This is a genomic window from Micromonospora mangrovicola (genome assembly GCF_047200535.1).
Classification (GTDB): domain Bacteria; phylum Actinomycetota; class Actinomycetes; order Mycobacteriales; family Micromonosporaceae; genus Micromonospora.
In genome coordinates this window covers 1-16,233 of the sequence record NZ_JBJZOG010000123.1, presented here as the reverse complement: position 1 = coordinate 16,233, position 16,233 = coordinate 1, and the positions used below count along the sequence as shown (strand labels likewise).

General features: G+C 70.7%; 15 protein-coding genes. 6 read left to right on the top strand and 9 right to left on the bottom strand.

What is annotated here, in order from left to right; translation table 11 throughout:
- Nucleotides 1-7 precede the first annotated feature (7 nt).
- On the bottom strand, nucleotides 8-361 hold the full coding sequence (locus tag ACL02O_RS30100; RefSeq protein ID WP_412821558.1) for a nitroreductase/quinone reductase family protein: 354 nt from the start codon (nucleotides 359-361) through the stop codon (nucleotides 8-10).
- 116 nt (nucleotides 362-477) lie between these two features.
- On the bottom strand, nucleotides 478-1,302 hold the full coding sequence (locus ACL02O_RS30095) for a helix-turn-helix domain-containing protein (protein ID WP_412821557.1): 825 nt from the start codon (nucleotides 1,300-1,302) through the stop codon (nucleotides 478-480).
- A 132-nt stretch (nucleotides 1,303-1,434) separates the two neighbouring features.
- Between ACL02O_RS30095 and ACL02O_RS30090 the strand changes: the two genes are divergently transcribed.
- The 3 genes from ACL02O_RS30090 to ACL02O_RS30080 all read left to right on the top strand — a co-directional run bounded on the left by ACL02O_RS30090 (nucleotide 1,435) and on the right by ACL02O_RS30080 (nucleotide 4,811).
- Nucleotides 1,435-2,058, top strand: coding sequence for a dihydrofolate reductase family protein (locus ACL02O_RS30090; RefSeq protein WP_412821556.1), 624 nt, complete (start codon nucleotides 1,435-1,437; stop codon nucleotides 2,056-2,058).
- A gap of 10 nt (nucleotides 2,059-2,068) precedes the next feature.
- A complete protein-coding gene (locus tag ACL02O_RS30085) occupies nucleotides 2,069-2,452 on the top strand; it encodes a TIGR03618 family F420-dependent PPOX class oxidoreductase (RefSeq protein ID WP_412821555.1) in 384 nt (127 codons plus the stop codon).
- A gap of 205 nt (nucleotides 2,453-2,657) precedes the next feature.
- On the top strand, nucleotides 2,658-4,811 hold the full coding sequence (locus ACL02O_RS30080) for an MMPL family transporter (RefSeq protein WP_412821554.1): 2,154 nt from the start codon (nucleotides 2,658-2,660) through the stop codon (nucleotides 4,809-4,811).
- 60 nt (nucleotides 4,812-4,871) lie between these two features.
- Here the strand turns inward: ACL02O_RS30080 and ACL02O_RS30075 are convergent, their stop codons facing one another.
- The 3 genes from ACL02O_RS30075 to ACL02O_RS30065 form a co-directional block, all read right to left on the bottom strand.
- Nucleotides 4,872-7,946: a DUF3427 domain-containing protein gene (locus tag ACL02O_RS30075; protein ID WP_412821559.1), complete on the bottom strand. Its 3,075-nt coding sequence runs from the start codon at nucleotides 7,944-7,946 to the stop codon at nucleotides 4,872-4,874.
- A gap of 124 nt (nucleotides 7,947-8,070) precedes the next feature.
- Nucleotides 8,071-8,550 carry a flavoprotein gene (locus tag ACL02O_RS30070; RefSeq protein WP_412821553.1) on the bottom strand — a complete coding sequence of 160 codons (480 nt, stop codon included), beginning with the start codon at nucleotides 8,548-8,550 and terminating at the stop codon, nucleotides 8,071-8,073.
- An 11-nt stretch (nucleotides 8,551-8,561) separates the two neighbouring features.
- The gene (locus ACL02O_RS30065) at nucleotides 8,562-9,803 is read right to left on the bottom strand and encodes a helix-turn-helix transcriptional regulator (RefSeq protein WP_412821552.1); all 1,242 of its coding nucleotides are present in this window, start codon (nucleotides 9,801-9,803) and stop codon (nucleotides 8,562-8,564) included.
- A gap of 249 nt (nucleotides 9,804-10,052) precedes the next feature.
- Between ACL02O_RS30065 and ACL02O_RS30060 the strand changes: the two genes are divergently transcribed.
- The 3 genes from ACL02O_RS30060 to ACL02O_RS30050 are packed head-to-tail and all read left to right on the top strand — an operon-like array spanning nucleotide 10,053 to nucleotide 11,667.
- The gene (locus ACL02O_RS30060; protein ID WP_412821551.1) at nucleotides 10,053-10,274 is read left to right on the top strand and encodes a hypothetical protein; all 222 of its coding nucleotides are present in this window, start codon (nucleotides 10,053-10,055) and stop codon (nucleotides 10,272-10,274) included.
- Nucleotides 10,271-11,422 carry an FAD-binding oxidoreductase gene (locus ACL02O_RS30055; RefSeq protein WP_412821550.1) on the top strand — a complete coding sequence of 384 codons (1,152 nt, stop codon included), beginning with the start codon at nucleotides 10,271-10,273 and terminating at the stop codon, nucleotides 11,420-11,422. The genes ACL02O_RS30060 and ACL02O_RS30055 overlap by 4 nt, the downstream gene beginning before the upstream one ends.
- Nucleotides 11,419-11,667 carry a DivIVA domain-containing protein gene (locus ACL02O_RS30050; RefSeq protein WP_412821549.1) on the top strand — a complete coding sequence of 83 codons (249 nt, stop codon included), beginning with the start codon at nucleotides 11,419-11,421 and terminating at the stop codon, nucleotides 11,665-11,667. The genes ACL02O_RS30055 and ACL02O_RS30050 overlap by 4 nt, the downstream gene beginning before the upstream one ends.
- Before the next feature lie 106 nt (nucleotides 11,668-11,773).
- Here ACL02O_RS30050 and ACL02O_RS30045 read toward each other — a convergent pair whose 3' ends face one another.
- The 4 genes from ACL02O_RS30045 to ACL02O_RS30030 all read right to left on the bottom strand — a co-directional run bounded on the left by ACL02O_RS30045 (nucleotide 11,774) and on the right by ACL02O_RS30030 (nucleotide 15,250).
- Nucleotides 11,774-12,106 (bottom strand): YciI family protein, encoded by a 333-nt coding sequence (locus ACL02O_RS30045; RefSeq protein WP_412821548.1) that lies wholly within the window; start codon nucleotides 12,104-12,106, stop codon nucleotides 11,774-11,776.
- A gap of 39 nt (nucleotides 12,107-12,145) precedes the next feature.
- On the bottom strand, nucleotides 12,146-12,802 hold the full coding sequence (locus ACL02O_RS30040; protein WP_412821547.1) for a class I SAM-dependent methyltransferase: 657 nt from the start codon (nucleotides 12,800-12,802) through the stop codon (nucleotides 12,146-12,148).
- A gap of 189 nt (nucleotides 12,803-12,991) precedes the next feature.
- Complete coding sequence (locus ACL02O_RS30035) at nucleotides 12,992-13,930, bottom strand: replication-relaxation family protein (protein WP_412821546.1); 939 nt, start codon at nucleotides 13,928-13,930, stop codon at nucleotides 12,992-12,994.
- A gap of 453 nt (nucleotides 13,931-14,383) precedes the next feature.
- Complete coding sequence (locus ACL02O_RS30030; protein WP_412821545.1) at nucleotides 14,384-15,250, bottom strand: DUF2637 domain-containing protein; 867 nt, start codon at nucleotides 15,248-15,250, stop codon at nucleotides 14,384-14,386.
- Nucleotides 15,251-16,233: the final 983 nt, after the last annotated feature.

Here is a 16,233-nt window from a genome sequence, read left to right as displayed (position 1 = left end):
CGCGCCGTCAGCCCAGCGGGACCTGGACCGCGACGTCGTGCTTCGGGTAGAGCGACTCGATCTGGTCGGCGCCGTACTTGGCCTTGAACAGCTCCACCACGTGGTCGACCCGGTCGGCGTCGGTGATCGGGGTGGCGCTCGAACTCAACGCCGTACCGTTCGCCGACACCTCGATCATCGGCGTCTGCCGGACGTTCTTGTACCACTGGCTGTCCGAGCCGGTCACCGGCACCAGGAACACGCTGTCCTCGTCCAGCACGAACCACACCGGGTGGGAGATCTGCCGCCCGGTCCTCCGGCCGGTCACGGTGATCTCCACCTCGCGGACCCCATCCAGCGCGTCCCAGACCACGTTCGCCACGATGCCCCCCGACAGCTTCCCCGACCGTGCCTCGCCGCCAGGCTACGTACCCGCACGCCGGGTCGCCGCCGCTTCCGGGAGCCTGTCACCGGTACGTGCCACCGCACTCGGCGGGCTCAGCCCGCCAGCACGGTGGTCGGGCGGGCGGCCAGGAGCGGTCCGTACGACGCCGCGTGGTCGTGCCCGCAGCCGCACCGGTCCACCGCGTCGCCGAGCAGCTCCCGCGGAGTCAGGCCGGTCAGCCGCAGGCACTCGCGGCCCAGGTGCGCATGATCGGCATACCCGGCCTCGGCCGCCAGATCGGCCACCCGACTGCGGGGATCCGCTGCCTGGGCCAACGCCAGGTAGCCCTGGAAGCGCAGCGTTCGCTGCAGCGTCTTCGGCCCGATGCCGACCTCGGCCAGGAACCGGCGCCGCAGCTGGCTCTCCGAGATCGCCAGGTCCGCCGTCAGCAGGCCGATCCCCGTCGGCCGCCACGGCATCAGCCGCCGCACCGCCTCGGCCACGAGCGGGTCCGGAGGTGGCGTACCCGCCTGGCGGCGTACCAGGTCGAGCTGCAGCGACCGCAGCGCCGCGTCCGGCCCGGGAGCCTCCGCCAGAAGGGCTGCCAGCTCCGACGCCCCGCCCGACACGTCGCCGAACGGCACGAGCTGGTCGACCAGCTCGTCGGCGGGCACGTCGAGCAGCGGCGACGCCGCTCCCGGCCAGAACCGTGCGCCCACGATCGTCAGGCCGGCCGGCAGGATCTCGACCTTGGCGCGGGTGAGCGGGCCGACCAGACGGGGCGTGCCGCCGATCAGGCACTGGAGCTCGACGCCCCCGGCGGGCAGGTGGCGCTGCACCACCGGCCGTGGGCCGGTGCGCTGCACCCAGACCGTGCGGACCCGCGCCGCCAGGGCAGGCACCGGGAGGCGCTCGTCGTACACCGGCGCGCGGTCCACGCCGCCAGCGTAGCGACGTCCTCCCGGCACGCGACGCGCACGATTCGTTCAAGCCGCCGGGCGCGCGCCGCCCTAGCGTCCACAGCTGGGTCGTCAACCGGCCATGACGAACGCGAGCGTGATCAGCGGCTCGTGCCGGAACTCGGAAGGGACACCGTCGCCGTGGGCAACGTCTTCACCGCACTGGCCGTCTCCGTCGACGGCTTCATCACCGGACGCGGTCCCGGTCCCGGGCACGGCCTCGGTGACGGTGGCATCCTCTTCGGCTGGTACGGCGACGGCGACACCCCGAGCCGGAGGTTCCCCGGCTTCCGGCTGTTCGAGCCGAGCCGCGCCGTCTTCGACGACCTCGCGGGGCGCGTCGGCGCCGTCGTCGCCGGGCGGAACACGTACGACGACTCCGAGGGATTCGGCGGGACCGGCCCGCACCCGACAGCTCCGCTCGTCGTGGTCAGCCACCGTCCGGCGCCACCCGGGGCGACGGACAAGCAGACCTTTGTCACGTCCATCGAAGCCGGCATCGGGACCGCTCGCGCCGCTGCCGGCGATCGGGACGTCGCGCTCATGGGCGGCGGTGTGGTCACCGCCGCGTTGCGCGCCGGGCTGCTCGACGAGGTGATCCTGCACCAGGTTCCCGTGCTCCTCGGCGACGGCCGCCGCTTCTTCGAGCACCTGCCCACCCACATCGGACTGAGCCTCGTCGAGGCCGTGCCCGCACCCGGGGTCACCCACCTGCGCTACCGGATCGAAAAGTGAGGGACAGAACATGCTCGAACCCGACGTACGCCGCCTGCTCGACACCACCGCCGTCGCCCACCTCGCCACGGTCCTTCCGGACGGATCACCGCACTCCGTACCGCTCTGGGTCGGCGCCGAAGGTGACCGGGTCGCCATCCTCACCGGTCCCGCATCCCGCAAGGCGCGGAACCTGCGCCGCGACCCACGCGTCGCCCTGTCGCTCACGCCACCGGACGACCCCTTCACCCCCGTCATCGTCCGCGGCCAGGTGGTCGAGTGGCTGGAAGGAGACGCGGCCTGGGAGGTCATCGATCGGATCGCGACCAGGTACACCGGGCAGCCCTACCCGCGCGGCCAGGAGCGCATCGTCGCACTCATCGAACCATTGGTCCAACGAGTCGGCATCGGCTAGCTGTACGCCTTGGGGGCGTGGTCAACCTGGTAACGACTGGAGGCGCACGCGCCCCTTCCACATCCCCAGACGTCCGAAAAGGATTGCGCCCCGAAGGTAGGCTGCACAACGGGTAGCGGAGGCTGCCCGGCAGAGTGACGGGCGGGCGCCCCGGCGGCGCTCCAGGCCCCAAAGCATCCGTTGTGCCGAACACACGGGGGAAACCATGTTCGAGCGGCTGGGCAAATTCGTCGTAGGCAAGGCCTGGTGGGTGATCGCCGGCTGGCTGCTCGCCGCCGTCGCCATCATCGTCACCACACCGTCGCTGAGCGACATCACCTCCGCCGACCAGGAGAGCTTCCTGCCCCACTCCTACGAGTCGGTGCAGGCCACCGAGCTCGGCAAGAAGGCGTTCCCGCAGCAGGCAACCGCCACGGCGACCATCGTGGTCAAGCGCGCCGACGGGCAGCCGCTCACGCCGGCCGACGAGGCGAAGGTCGCCGAGCTCGCCCAGTCGCTCAAGGGCAGGAACATCGCGCACACCTCCGGCTACCTCACCGGCCCGCCGGCCGTGGCACCCGACAAGTCGGTGCAGGTGGTCAGCGTCGGGCTCGACGCGCCCACCCCCGACGACCCGGCGCTGCTCGACGCCGTACGCGAGCTGCGGTCGGCCATCGGCCCGCAGCTTCAGGGCAGCGGGCTGAGCGCCGGCGTGGCCGGCGACGTGGCCAGCTTCGTCGACAACGAGGACACCTTCAACAAGGCGTTCTCCGTGGTCGGCATCGCGACCATCATCCTGATCATCGGACTGATCCTGATCATCTTCCGCAGCCCCATCGCCGCGCTGCTGCCCGTGCTGGTCATCGGCGTCGTCCTGAGCGTCACCAGCGGGCTCGTCGCCGCCGCCGGCAAGGCGTTCGACCTCAACGTCAGCCAGGACGTGCAGACGGTGCTGCTGATCGTGCTGTTCGGCATCGGCACCGACTACATCCTGTTCCTGCTCTTCCGCTACCGCGAGCGGCTGCGCGCCGGCGACGACAAGCGCACCGCGATGATCGTCTCCGTCGAACGGGTCGGCGAGGTCATCACCTCGGCCGCCGGAGCCGTCATCGTCGCGTTCCTCGTGCTGCTGCTCGCGTCCCTGGGCTTCTTCGGCTCGCTCGGCCCGGCCCTCGCCATCGCCGTCGGCGTCATGCTGGTCACCGCGCTCACCCTCATCCCCGCGCTCGTCTCACTGCTCGGCCGGTACGTCTTCTGGCCGTCCAAGGCGTGGCAGCGCGCCCCCAAGGCCACCATGTCCCACCGGCTCGGCACCGCCATCGGCCGCCGGCCCGCGCTCGTCGCCGCGGCATCCGGCGCCCTGCTCGTCGCGCTCGCCGCCGGTGTCCTCGGCTACAAGGCCGACTACGACTTCAGCGCCGGCTTCCCCCAGGACACCGAGTCGGCCAAGGCCGCCAAGGACCTGCAACGCGGCTTCGCCGCCGGCGCGCTCGCCCCCACCGAGGTCTACCTGACCACCGGCAACGGGACCCCGCTGACCGAGCAGCAGATCAACGACTTCGCCGCCGCCGCGGCGAAGGCCCCTGGAGTGGGCCAGGCGCAGCCCCCGGAACGCAGCAACGACCCCAGCGTGGCCCGGGTCAACCTGCTGCTCGACAAGAACCCCGTCTCCAACGAGGCGATCACCCTCGTCCGCGACGACCTACGCGACGCCCTGCACCAGGCCGCCCCGGCCGGCACCCGGGCACTCGTCGGCGGACCCACGGCGATCTTCGCGGACATCAACTTCGCCAACAACCGAGACCTGTCGGTGATCCTGCCGGTGGCGGCCGGCCTGATCGCGCTGATCCTCGCGCTGCTGCTACGCAGCCTCGTCGCGCCCATCTACCTGGTGATCGCGGTGCTGCTCAACTTCGCCGCCACCCTGGGCGCGACGGTCTACCTCTTCCAGGGGTTGCAGGGCAAGCCCGGCGTCACTTTCCAGCTGCCGATCATCCTCTACCTGTTCGTCGTGGCGATCGGCACGGACTACAACATCCTGATGATCGCCCGGCTGAGAGAGGAGGCGCGCGAGGGCAACGAGCCGCACCGGGCCGCCGCCATCGGCGTGGAACATGCCGGGCCGACGGTCGCGGCGGCGGGCCTGATCCTCGCCGGCACGTTCGGGGTGCTGATGCTCGCGCCGATCTCATTCCTGCAGCAGATGGGGTTCGCAGTGGCGATCGGCATCGTGCTGTCGGCGTTCGTCATGTCGATGTTCTTCGTGCCGGCGCTGACCGCGCTGATCGGGCACAAGGCGTGGTGGCCGGGGCACGGGGACGAGCGGCGGGTCAGCGGGCGAGAGGTGCCGCAGGAGCCGGCGAGCGTGGTGGAGGCGTAGCGGGCGGCGCCTGTGAGCGGGAGTGTCGCCGCTGGTTGACGATCACCGTTTGGCCGGTGCTCACGCGGCGATGGCTCGGGCGGCGGCGTACATGTCGGCGGGAAGCGGATGCTGCAGGCGCCAGAGAATGCGCATCGGCCGGTCGCCGACGTGCTCCTGGTACGTCATCGGCCCCGCATACAGATACGGCGGCACGCCCAGGTCGCGGTCGGCGACCTTGGTCTCCCGGACGAATAGGTGCACCGTCGATCCGCGCTCGGCGTGGTTGATGTAGCGCTGCCCGGTCGCGGATGCCGACGACGTGGTGCTCTGCGACTCCCACTGGAACAGGCGGTCGGTGATGGCCCGGTCGGCGTACATGGTCGTGGGGGAGTAGTGCTCCGCTGACTTGACCAGGGTGACGAAGAAGAGGTCGGCCTGCTCATCCGGCAGCCACTTAACCCCCTCGCGCAGCGACCCCGGGTTCGCCATCCCGAAGGCCGCACACGCCTCGTTGCGGCTGTAGCGGGCGTGCACTCGCAGCGGCACCCGTGCCGACTCCGGTTCCTCCGTGACCCGGTGGATCCGGTCGCGCAGCACTTCGGCGACCTGGCGCAGCTCCGCGCAGCGCGCCGGCTCCGCCCAGAGCCGCCCCAGCCGGGCGTCGCGCTCAGTCAGCGGCACCGATGGCCCCCAGATGCTGAAGTGCAGCATGGCCAGCAGCCGGCCGCCGCCAGGGCGTTCGCCGCTTGCGACCCGGGCCAGCAGGTTCAGCCGGTCTACGTCGTCGGTGTGCAGCATCCGCCCGATCGCACGGCCCAGTTCCCGGTCGTCCGGCCCGGCGGTCGAGGTGTCGACACCCGCCAGGCGGCGCAGCCCAGTCCACCCGCCGACGCTCGCCGACCGGTAAACGTCCTCGATTTCCAGGCCGGCCTCGCCCAGGAACTCGGCGAGGCTCACGTCACCGAGCTGCCGCAGCTCCGCCACCAGGCCGTTCTTCGAGGTCGGCAGCGCCGACTTCAGGTTGGCGAGCACGACCTCCTTCGCCACCCGGTCCAGCTCGATGTGGCAGCCACTCGGCAGCGACGGGAAGTCATCCCGGACGGCCGCCTCGACGGCCCGCCGGCTGACGCCGGTCAGCGCCCGCCAGCGCAGGTCGAAACGGAAATTGGCGTGCTGGCCGCCGATGAAGTCGAGCACGGTCAGGCAGGGCTTGTCGTCGTCCAGGCGCAGACCACGGCCGAGTTGCTGCAGGAAGATCGTGGCGCTCTCGGTGGGACGCAGCATGAGGATCGTGTCGACCATCGGCAGGTCGACGCCCTCGTTGAACAGGTCGACGGTGAACAGCACCCGCAGCTCACGCTTACGGAAGCGATCGATCAGCGCGTGACGGTCAGCCCGACCGACGCGCGAGGTCACCGCCGCCGACGGTACGCCGTGCCGGGTGAACCAGTCCGCCATGAACTCGGCGTGCCCGATGCTCACGCAGAACCCGAGCGCCCGCATCCGCCCCACATCGGCGGTGTCGCGTACCGCGCGCAGGATCATCCGAGCCCGGGCATGGTTGCCGGTGTAAACGCCGTCCAGCTCGGCCGGGTCGTACCCCTGCCCGCGCTTCCAGCGCAGCTGCGACAGGTCAACGTCGTCGTGCAGCCCGAAGTACTGGAACGGGCACAGCAGCTGCCGCTCCAACGCCTCCCACAGGTGCAGCTCCACAGAGGCGCGGCCATCGAACCACCGGCGCACGTCGCCACCGTCGCTCCGGTCGGGGGTCGCGGTCAGCCCCAGCAGTACGCGCGGCCGCAGCCGCTCCAACAGTCGGGCGTACGTCGGCGCCTCGGCGTGGTGGAACTCGTCGACAATCACCATGTCGTACGCCTCGGGGTCGATCTCCTGCCGATGCAGCGACTGGATCGAGGCGAAGACGTGCTTCCAGTCCTGCGGCCTATCGCCGCCGACCAGGGTCTCACCGAAGCTGCCGTTTCCGATCACCTGCCGGAACACCGAGCGGCTCTGCCGCAGGATCTGCTCCTGATGTGCGACGAAGAGCAACGAGTCGACGCGGCCGGCCTTACGCAGTCGCCGGTAGTCCAACGCGGCCACCACGGTCTTGCCGGTGCCGGTCGCCATCACCACCAGATTGCGCCAGCGGCCGTGCACTAGCCGCTCGGCGTCCAGGTCGTCGAGGATCTCCTGCTGGTATGGAAACGGCCGGACGTCCAGGTTCGCGATCTCGGTGGGCGCCTCGTTGGGGCGCTCGCCGCGGAGCGCGATGCGCAGCCGGTCGGCGTCCTTGGCTGGGTCGTACGCCTCGAAGGCCGAGTCATTCCAGTAGTCGGTGAACGTCGCCTCGAAGGTGTCGATGACGTGCGACTGCTCCAGGTTTGAAATCCGGACGTTCCACTCCACGCCGTCGACCAACGCTGCCTTGGACAGGTTGGACGAGCCGACGTATGCGGTGGTGGCGCCGTTGCTACGGCGGAACAGCCACGCCTTCGCGTGCAGCCGGGTGGTTCTGGTCTCGTACGAGACCTTGAGCTCGGCACCGAGCTCGGCGAGCCGATCCAGGGCCCGCTGGTCAGTTGCGCCCAGGTACGTCGTCGTGATGACCCGCAGCCGGCCGCCGCGGGCGATCAGGTCGCGAATCGCGGGCTCGATGATGCGCAGGCCGTGCCACTTGATGAACGCGCAGAGCAGGTCGACCCCGTCGGCGGAGGCCATCTCGTGGGTGACCTCGTGGCCGATCCGGGGCTGGTGGCGGCCATTGACCAGCAGTGCGCCGGTGGAGAGCGGGGTGGTTGGGCGTACGGGGAAGATGGGCGCGGTGGGCGGCGTCGGCGGGGCGGCGATGGCGTGCAGCAGGCGCTGCGCGTCGGCGACCTGGTCGTCGGCGCCGACGGCACGGGGTTCGGCCTGGGCGATGCTCTCGGCGATGCGGTTGGCTAGCTCGACCTGGCGGGCGAGCTTCTCGTCGTCCCCACCAACGGCGAGGAGGGCGCGACGAGCGAGCGTCGCGATGTGCCGAGCGAGGATGTCGTGCGCGTCGGCTGGGTTGAGCTTGGCCTGTTGGATCAGGGCGGGGTCGACGTGCTGAAGCCGCTCGGCGAGTCGGTAGGTGATTAGGTGCTCGTAGATGCCCCGCTCAGGATCCGCCACGCCGCAAGCTAACCAGCCGCACAGGCCGCCTGCTGTCCCAACCACAACCGTCCCGTAATCGGCCACCTCAGTATTCCGGGCTAGAAGGCGGGACTGATCGGGCCGCCGCCACCGTGGGGGGCCACTACGTAGTGCCTCGGAGGCTGTCCGTGACGACCCGCCAATCGAGTTCGACGGTGAGTGGCAACGCGCTGACGCCGGCCTTCTGAAGTAGCCGCAAATGTTCGTCGTACCGTGGGTGCGCAGCCAGCTGGACCTTAACGTTCGGAAACGCGTACAGGGGTAGGCCAGACCCGAGCGCTTCGTTGAGGATGCCGAGCGCAACCGTGTCGTTGATCCCTTGAGCCCACTTGTTGATCACATTGAATGTGGCGGGCACTACGGCAACGACATCGGCCGCCGGATGCGGCTCCGGGTCGCCCGGCGTCCGCCACTCCACCCGCACCGGATACCCCGTCAACCGCGCCAACGCCTCGCGGTCAATCCAGGTTGCAGCCGTCGGGGTAGCGGTGAGACAGACGGTCCACCCGTCCTCCTGCAGCAGCTCTATCAGCTCCCCGATCCGCAGCACCGGCGGAGCTGCACAGACAACCAGAGCCAGCACACCCCGCTGAGTCAAGCCAGCAACCCAGCCCGCTCCGCCAACGGCCGCAGCCCCGGCGTTGCCGCTCGCCGCTCCTTGGCCAACAGGTCGAGCAGCAACGCCCGCGCCTGCACGTTAGCGTGCACCACCTCGGCGGCCACCCGCTCGGCTTCAAGTAAATGCAGGACAGAGACCGATCGGGCCCCGGATGACATCAGCGCCGCTGCCGCCAGGTCGACATGTACTTGCGCCCGTCGCCCGATCAGCACCGCCGGCATCCGCGACGTGTCGAGCCGCGCCCCGATCTCCAACGCCTGGTTCGCGTTGCCGGCGCGAACCGCAGCGGAGACGGCATGAATGACGACATTCGTCGGACCGAAACCGGTCCACAGCCGGTTGCGATCCGAGCCGAGCACCGTAGCCAACTCGCCGGCCTGCGCAAGGAGCCGGCCCGCGTCCTTCGGGTTGCCCTGTTTGGCTGCCATCACGGCAGCCAGGAGAAACAACGCCCCTCGCGCGGAGAGCAGATCTGAATCACCATCCCCATCAGGTAGATGGTTGATGCCGGTGAGCACGATCTGTTCAGCCTCGGCCAATCTCCCTGGCATCCGCATGAGCCCACACGCCGCTTGGTAGGCCGCCACGGCTGACAACGCCTGGTCGTCTGCGAGCCGGGCGGCGGTGGAAGCCCGATCAGCGCTCAGCAGGGCGCTGTCACCGTCACCCACCTTGGCCGCCAGTTTCGACGCTGCGATGTAGGCGGCGGCGAGCAGCCGAAAGGCGCTGCTGCGATGCAGTCCAGTGGCGTCGCGGGTCAGGGCTGTCGCCTGGTTGAGTACGTCCGCCAGCAGGCGGGCAGCCGAGGTGTAGCTCGCACGCTGGTAGAGGTTGTGCACCCGACCAACGGCCCGCCGTACGTCGACAAGCGATGGTGTCGGCCCGTCAGGTGCCGACAGATAGTTGGTGAGGAGAGCGTGGAGGCCGTTCAGCAGCTCGGGGCGAGTGGCGCCGGAGGCGGGACTACGTGCGTCATCTCCCATGGCCTGCCCTCGATGTGCTGCCACCGACACGTCAACGAGCATGTCGTCGAACTGTTCGAGCGTAACTCCCAACGCGGAGGCGATTCGGGTCCGATGCCACGGCTGGGGATCCGTCTCGGCGTTCTCCCAGCGCACCACCGTCGACCGCTCCACGCCGAGAAGTTCGGCCAGTCGCTCCTGGCTGTATCCGAGGGCCTTGCGCCGTTGGCAGAGCCGGTGTCGCTTCAGGGCCACGCCCGATCTCCCTCCGTTCTGCCGCCACTGTAGTAGCACTCCGTCGATCGGGCGGGTACGCATACGCCTCACTTCTGCGTCATCGAGGCTCCGCGGGCGCTGTAGTTACTGCTCAGCCCGAGCCCAAGGCTGATCGCATGGCCCGGGGCGGGTGCTGGGCTCCGGCCGCGTCGTTCCCCCGTACGGCGGCGGCCGTCCCCGCCCGTCCCGGTGCCACTCCATGCACCCCACCGCCGGAGGCGCCCACCGATGTCCGCCGTACTCGCCGAATTTGCCGTGCTCACCCCGGTCACCGACGAGGACCTGGCTCTCGCCGTCCACGCGGCCCGCGTCCACGCCCCCGAGCCGTGGCCGCAAGGCCAGCTGTGTCGCAGCGAACGCGTCCCGTACCCATGCCGCCTGGCCCGCTGGGCGCACGCCACGATCCACGCCGCCGGCCTCACCGCGGATCAACTCGCGGTGCAGCCGTGAGGGAACAGGAGGAGGCGGTCGCCCGCTGGCTCAGCCTGGTCGCGGCGGACGCGGAGCTGTCCCCGTACCTGATCGGGGTGGACCGGGACCGGCTGACGGAACAGGTGGCAAAATCACTGACCACCAACACCGAGCTGCCACACCTGGGCTGGTCGGAGGCTGAGCACCGCCGCGCGGAGAGCTACCTGCGGCGGCGCTCGTTCTGGGAGGAGGTCGAGGACCGCTGTCCGGGCCTGCTGCCCGAGCGGGACGCCCCGCTGGTCGAGGCCGCCCTGCGCCGGCTCACCGATCGGCCGGACCGTCCCGAGAAGCTGGCGTTGCTGAGCGTCCTGGGCCGCGCGTACCGCCGCTTCGGCCTGCGGCCAGAGCACCAGGCGGTCATCGACGACGCGCTACGCACCACCGTGCCCTGGCAGGAAGTCGAGCGGGCGGCCACGAAAGCAGGGGACGGCCCGGCGTGGTGGCCGGTCGAGGTGCTCGATCACGACCTGGCCTGCGACGGGGTCGCCGTCCTCACGGTACGGCCGTGGCGGCGGCTGCCCTGCCGGCCCGGCCAGGCGGTGCCGGTCTGCACGCCGCGCCGGCCCGGCCGGTGGCGCTGGCTGTGCCCGGCGAACGCGCCGCGCCCGGACGGCACCGTCGAGTTGCACGTCCGCGCGGTCCGCGGCGGCGCCGTCTCCACCAGCCTGGTCCATCAGGTACGCCTCGGAGAGCTGCTCCACCTCGGCCCGCCGGCGGACACCGGGCTGAGCCTGCACGGCGGGGACCTGCTGCTGATCGCCGGCGGGACCGGGCTGGCGCCGCTGCGCGCGATCGTCGAGCAGGTCGCCGCCGCCCCGGACGGCCGGCGCGTGACGCTGATCGTGGGAAGCCGGGACATGGCGAGCCTCTACGACGCGATCACCCTCGACAGGCTCCAGCAGGCCCACGACTGGCTGACTGTCGTGCCGGCGTTCTCCCACGACCCGCTCGCCGAGCCGGGGGAGCGGGGTGACGCGCTGACCGTCGCCCTCGACCACCATCGGCCCGAACAGCAGGTGTACGTGTGCGGGCCGTCGGCGATGCTGGCGGGCACGCGGCTGCGGCTGCTCGCCGCCGGGGTGCCGGGCGAGCGGATCCATCTGCCGGATCGGATCCCGTGGCGATGACCGTCTACCGCAGTCGGCACGCCCTGCGCGGCCCGCTCACCCCGGACCGGATCGCCGCGCTGCGGCTGCCGACGGGCCGGCGCGGTTACCGGGTCGATGACGTCGACGCGCTGCTGCACCGGCTGGCCTACGAGCTGCGGGAGCGGGCCCGGGAACGGGACGAGGCGCGAGCCGAGAACCGGCGGATCAAGGACGCCCTGCGCCGCTGGCAGTCGGCCGAGGCGGCGCGGAGGTCGGCGGGCTGACCGCGGCCCGCCGCGAACCCGTCAGTCCGCTGCGGCAAGCGCCATCCGACGAGCTGCTTCAGCCACGATTCGGCTCGGTGTCGAGTGGCGTCGGCTTCGCGCGGATTTACGGCGCCTCCCGCAACGGCCAGACCTCGACGACTCCCTGCGCGACTGCGCATGGCGTCCTCGACGCGACCTGGATGGCTTCCTCCAGCGTCTCGGCTTCGACGATCGCGAACCCGGCCACCGGCAGGGCGGAGGACAGGAACGAGCCGCTCTGCACGGTCATGCCGGCGCCGTTGGCGTTTCGCACCTGTACGGGGGAGCCGGCAATGCCCATCACGGTCCCCGCCTCGCGCAGGCGCATGTCATGGGCGTGCGCCTCGTCGCGTACCGCAGCGTCGGTGCTGTCGTAACCTTTCTGGTCCCCGTATCCGATGGTCACGAATGTCGCCACAACAGGCTCCCTTCTGGTTGCTACGGCATCGTCACACGTTCAGTGCCCATCGTGGCCACGGCGAACCAGGACAACGTGGTCGACGAGGACGCCCGTCTCGCCATCTGGGCCGTTGCCTGTCCTGTTCGCGGCCTCGAGCCGCTCGGTGTGCCAGCCGTCGGCGTCGAGGTCGAGCGCGGCGAGGATCTCCTCCGGGCTGGCGAAGTGGGCGTGCGGGTGGCTGTCGCGGGCCCATGGCGGCGGCGCGCCATGCTCGACGACCAGCAGCCGGCCGCCGGGCGCGACCGCCCGCGCCGCGGCGCGCAGCACCACGTGGCGCGGCAGCTCCAGCGGGGACTGGAGGAACTGTGCCGAGACCAGGTCGTACCGGCCCGGCGGGAGGCTTCGGGTCAGGTCGTGCCGGGCCACGGTGATCCGGGACGCCACCCCGGCCCGGGTGGCCTCGGCGGTGAGCCGGCCCAGGGCGGTGGTCGAAACGTCGACGGCGGTGACTCGCCAGCCCCGATCGGCCAGCCAGATCGCGTCACCGCCCTCGCCGCAGCCGAGGTCGAGCGCGGTGCCGGGCGGGAGGGGGTCCACCACCTCGGCCAGGACGGCGTTGACCCGGCCGCTCCACACCCGGTCGCGCTGGTGGTAGAGGTCGTCCCAGTGTCGGGCGGTGGCCGGGTCCACCGGATGCGCCCCGTGCTCGGTCATCTTGCCCCTCCTCGCTGGTCGGGCGGCCGCTGTCCGCCCCGGCGATGGTGTGCCGCGGAAATACGAAGTAGCAAGGATCTTTGTCGGTTCAGCAAAAGGTGACGGCGGGCAACGTTCCCGGACAGGGTGTCCCATCGATGGATTTCTTGATCCTCACACGCCGCGCGACGCGCCACCTGGTCGCGGCCATCAGGCTGCCCGCCCATTCGGGCCGGGCGACGTGGGGGTGGGGAACTCGGTGTCGTGGTGGGTGTCGGTGTAGGGCAGGTCGATGAGGCGGTGACGGCCGGCGCTGAGACCGATCAGTTGCCACACCTGCTCGGCGGGGCTGCTGTCGGTGGCGGTGCGTAGGTCGGCGGTGGTGGTGGCGATGAACGCTCTTGGCGTGGTGCCGGCGAGGCGGTGGTGCAGGTTCGCCTCACGTCGCGCCGACGGTAGGTGGAACAGCACCGGCCACGCCCAAGCGCTCATCGCAGACAGGCGTTCGTACTTGGCGATCTTCTCGGTGAGGATGTCGAGGCGTTCGCGGCCGGTGTCGTATTCAAGGAAGAACGGCACCGAACGGTCCAGCTCGGTCCACACCCCGGCACCGTCCGGGCGTGGCAAGCCGCTCGGTCCGTGGACCATGATCTGCGGGTCCCCGCCTCTGCGGTAGAACACGCCCGGGTCGTGGAAAGCGGACGCGGGCCGCCAGCGCTCCAGACGGCTGTCGGGGTGAGTGCGGGCGTGGGCGGCCAGATCGACGAAGACCTGGTTGCCGCCAAGCAGATGGGGCAGATCCGGGCGCGAGGTAAGAGATTGCTTGCGGTGCCGGGCCTGGTCCCGACGTGGTGGTCCGAGCCCGCGCTGGGCGCGGACGTGGCTGTAGCCGAGCTGGTCCAGGACGTAGTGGTACGGGTAGGAGCCACCGTCGGGCTTGTTGGGTCGGAACCGGTCCACCGCGCGAAGGCCGGTGAGGCGGCGTAGCCGGCGCTGAGCGAAATCGAGGGACGGGAACAGGGCGGCGGCGATCTGGTCGGTGGTCAGCAGCCCGTGGTCGTAGAGCCAGCCGAGGAGCCGGTCGTCGCGGGCGGTGATGCTGGCCTGCAGGCGCAGCAGCGGATCCGGTGCCGGTAGCGGTTTACGCACGGGCGGCCCCTGGGGGGACACCCCACACATGAGGGTGTGTCTGGAACCGGTCGGCGCCGCTGAAAGTGGGCCTGACCTGGGCTGTAAGCGAGCACGAGGGGTCGGCTTGGGGGTCAGTATCAAGGCGGACGGTGAACCGGGGATCGACACCGACACCGGCATGGCCGCTCACACCGCTGTGACCGTCGTGTGAGAGGGCCCGCGATGGGGGTCGGCGACAGCGCCGGCGGCGCGGGTGGGGATCGTCGAGCTGGGTCAGCACTCTCGTTGCTCCTTTGACGCCCCGCATGCGGGTAAGAGGGGCAGTAGGTGCGCTGGCTGCTGCACCGTGGCGGACGGGGCGGTGTTCGCTCCGACAGGTCGGGTCAGGTTCTGTCAGGAGACGGCCTTCCTGCCCGGCGCTGATCTGACAGGGGCGGCTTGGTCTGACAGACGTCGCAGGTCGTCGTTCCCTCACGCGGCCTCCTGCCGAGACAGGTTCGGCGAGGCCGGGATCGGTGGGACGGCCTCGGCGCGCAGGACGCGCACGAGCGCTGAGGCGGTGGCGTTGGACAGGTGGTGCCCGTCCGCGCGTAGCTGCCGGGCGAGTTCCTTGCGGGACAGCGGTGTCCCGTGGGTGGCGAGCGTGTGTGCGGCGGTCCGGGCGGCCGGGACCAGCGCGGTGATTTCCGGGCCGCGGTCCCGGACCGGCGGGCCGCTGCCGCGGCGGTCCGGGACTGCAGGGTCCTGGTCCGCTGTAGCCGGGACCGCGGCGGTGCGGTCCCGGACCGTGACACTGCTCGTGGGGATCGACAGCGGCGGTCCGGGGACCGGCTCGCCGGTGTCCGGGACCGCGGTGTCCACGACCAGCGGTGGTCCTGGCTCGCCCGGTGTGGGCCGGGCGGTGTGGTCAGGTGGGGTGGGGTCGGCGCGGCCGAGGGCGATCTTCACCATCGTCAGGAACCCGAGCGCCGGCAGCGCGGCGGCAACCCAGCCGATCACGGACGCTTCCGCCTCCACGACCTGGGCCGCCAGGGACAGGAACACCGCCACCGTCAGCACGGTCGCCGGGAACACGACGCTCTTGCCCAGGCGCCGGTTGCGGCGCAGTTCCAGTCCGGCGGCGATCGAGGCCAGTTCCAGGACGACCGCGTCGGCCCAGGCGAGCCAGCCCGGCTGGCCGTGCGCCGCCGCGACGTCATGGACATGGCGGAACGAGGCTGCGCCGGCCGCGCCGCCGATCAACAGCATGATCAGAACCTGGATCCGATTCTCCAGCCGCTCGCGCCCCGACCGCACCTCGTTGGGCAGGTCAGGCGGCCGCTGCTCAGGTGGTGCCAACGGCCCACCACCTGTCGACACGGCGCCCGGATGGAGCGTCGAATGGCGTCGCCCTGGGCCGGTGGGCCGCGAAGGCAGCCGCCAGCCTGTTTGTATTGATGAGGGCTGGGATCATGTTCGTGCTCCAGCTTCGTGTGTAGGGATTCAAGAGCGACGGCGGATGCCGTCCAGGTCGCGCCTACCCGCACAGGGCCAGTTCGCGGGCGGGCGCGACCCCTGCCGGGGATTGCCCGGCAAGGCGGAACCGCTTGTGCGTGCGGAGGTTGGTCAATGCCTCACTGCGATCGAGCCAACGAACAACCCAAGCCCTCGCAGGGGCAGGCAGCCGGGCAGCAGGTGCTGCCACAACCCGTACTGCAGGCTGATGTCAGCGGGCGGAAATCGGGGCAGACGGCCAAGCCGAGCCACAAGGGGTCGCGACTCTCGCCACCGGCAGCGCTCGACAAGCGCCACAGTGGCGCGGCTCAACTCGCCGACGCGTGGTCCTTCATGTGGGACCTCCCATCTTCCGATGTCCTCCGCAACGCCAGCGCGAGCAACAGCAGGCACCCGGTCCTGAGAGTGCCTGCGCGCCTCCTTCTGGCCGACCGTGCCAGCCGGCGGTGCGGGAACGTATATCGAGTACGCCCCGGGAACACCCGCCGAGTCAACCCCGATTTCCGTGCAGCTCAGTCACCGAACCGTGACGCCAGTCCGGTGGAGTGCTTCCGCCAGGGCACCCGCCGCCAAACCGGCGACAGGTGCCCTGGTCCTTTCGCCAGATCACGTCATCGCGCTGCTTCCACACCCCGCGAGCCCGGTACTAGGAGAGCCCGGCAGTAGGTGGTTCGAACAGCGCCTGTAGATGATTATTGGTTCATGCGAGCGGCGGACCTGTCGCGCTTACTGAGCGTGGTGAGAGCGGTGCGTGCCGGGTCTCTTGCGCTTGCCGCTGCGTCAACTCCTACGGTCATTGGTGTGGCCGGAGAGACCGGCCCGGCGAT

Excerpts from the sequence above, each read along its gene's own strand:
- ACL02O_RS30085 (WP_412821555.1), top strand. The coding sequence starts at position 2,069 with ATGCTCGAACCCGACGTACGCCGCCTGCTCGACACCACCGCCGTCGCC.
- ACL02O_RS30080 (WP_412821554.1), top strand. The coding sequence starts at position 2,658 with ATGTTCGAGCGGCTGGGCAAATTCGTCGTAGGCAAGGCCTGGTGGGTG.
- ACL02O_RS30060 (WP_412821551.1), top strand. The coding sequence starts at position 10,053 with ATGTCCGCCGTACTCGCCGAATTTGCCGTGCTCACCCCGGTCACCGAC.
- ACL02O_RS30050 (WP_412821549.1), top strand. The coding sequence starts at position 11,419 with ATGACCGTCTACCGCAGTCGGCACGCCCTGCGCGGCCCGCTCACCCCG.
- ACL02O_RS30040 (WP_412821547.1), bottom strand. The coding sequence starts at position 12,802 with ATGACCGAGCACGGGGCGCATCCGGTGGACCCGGCCACCGCCCGACAC.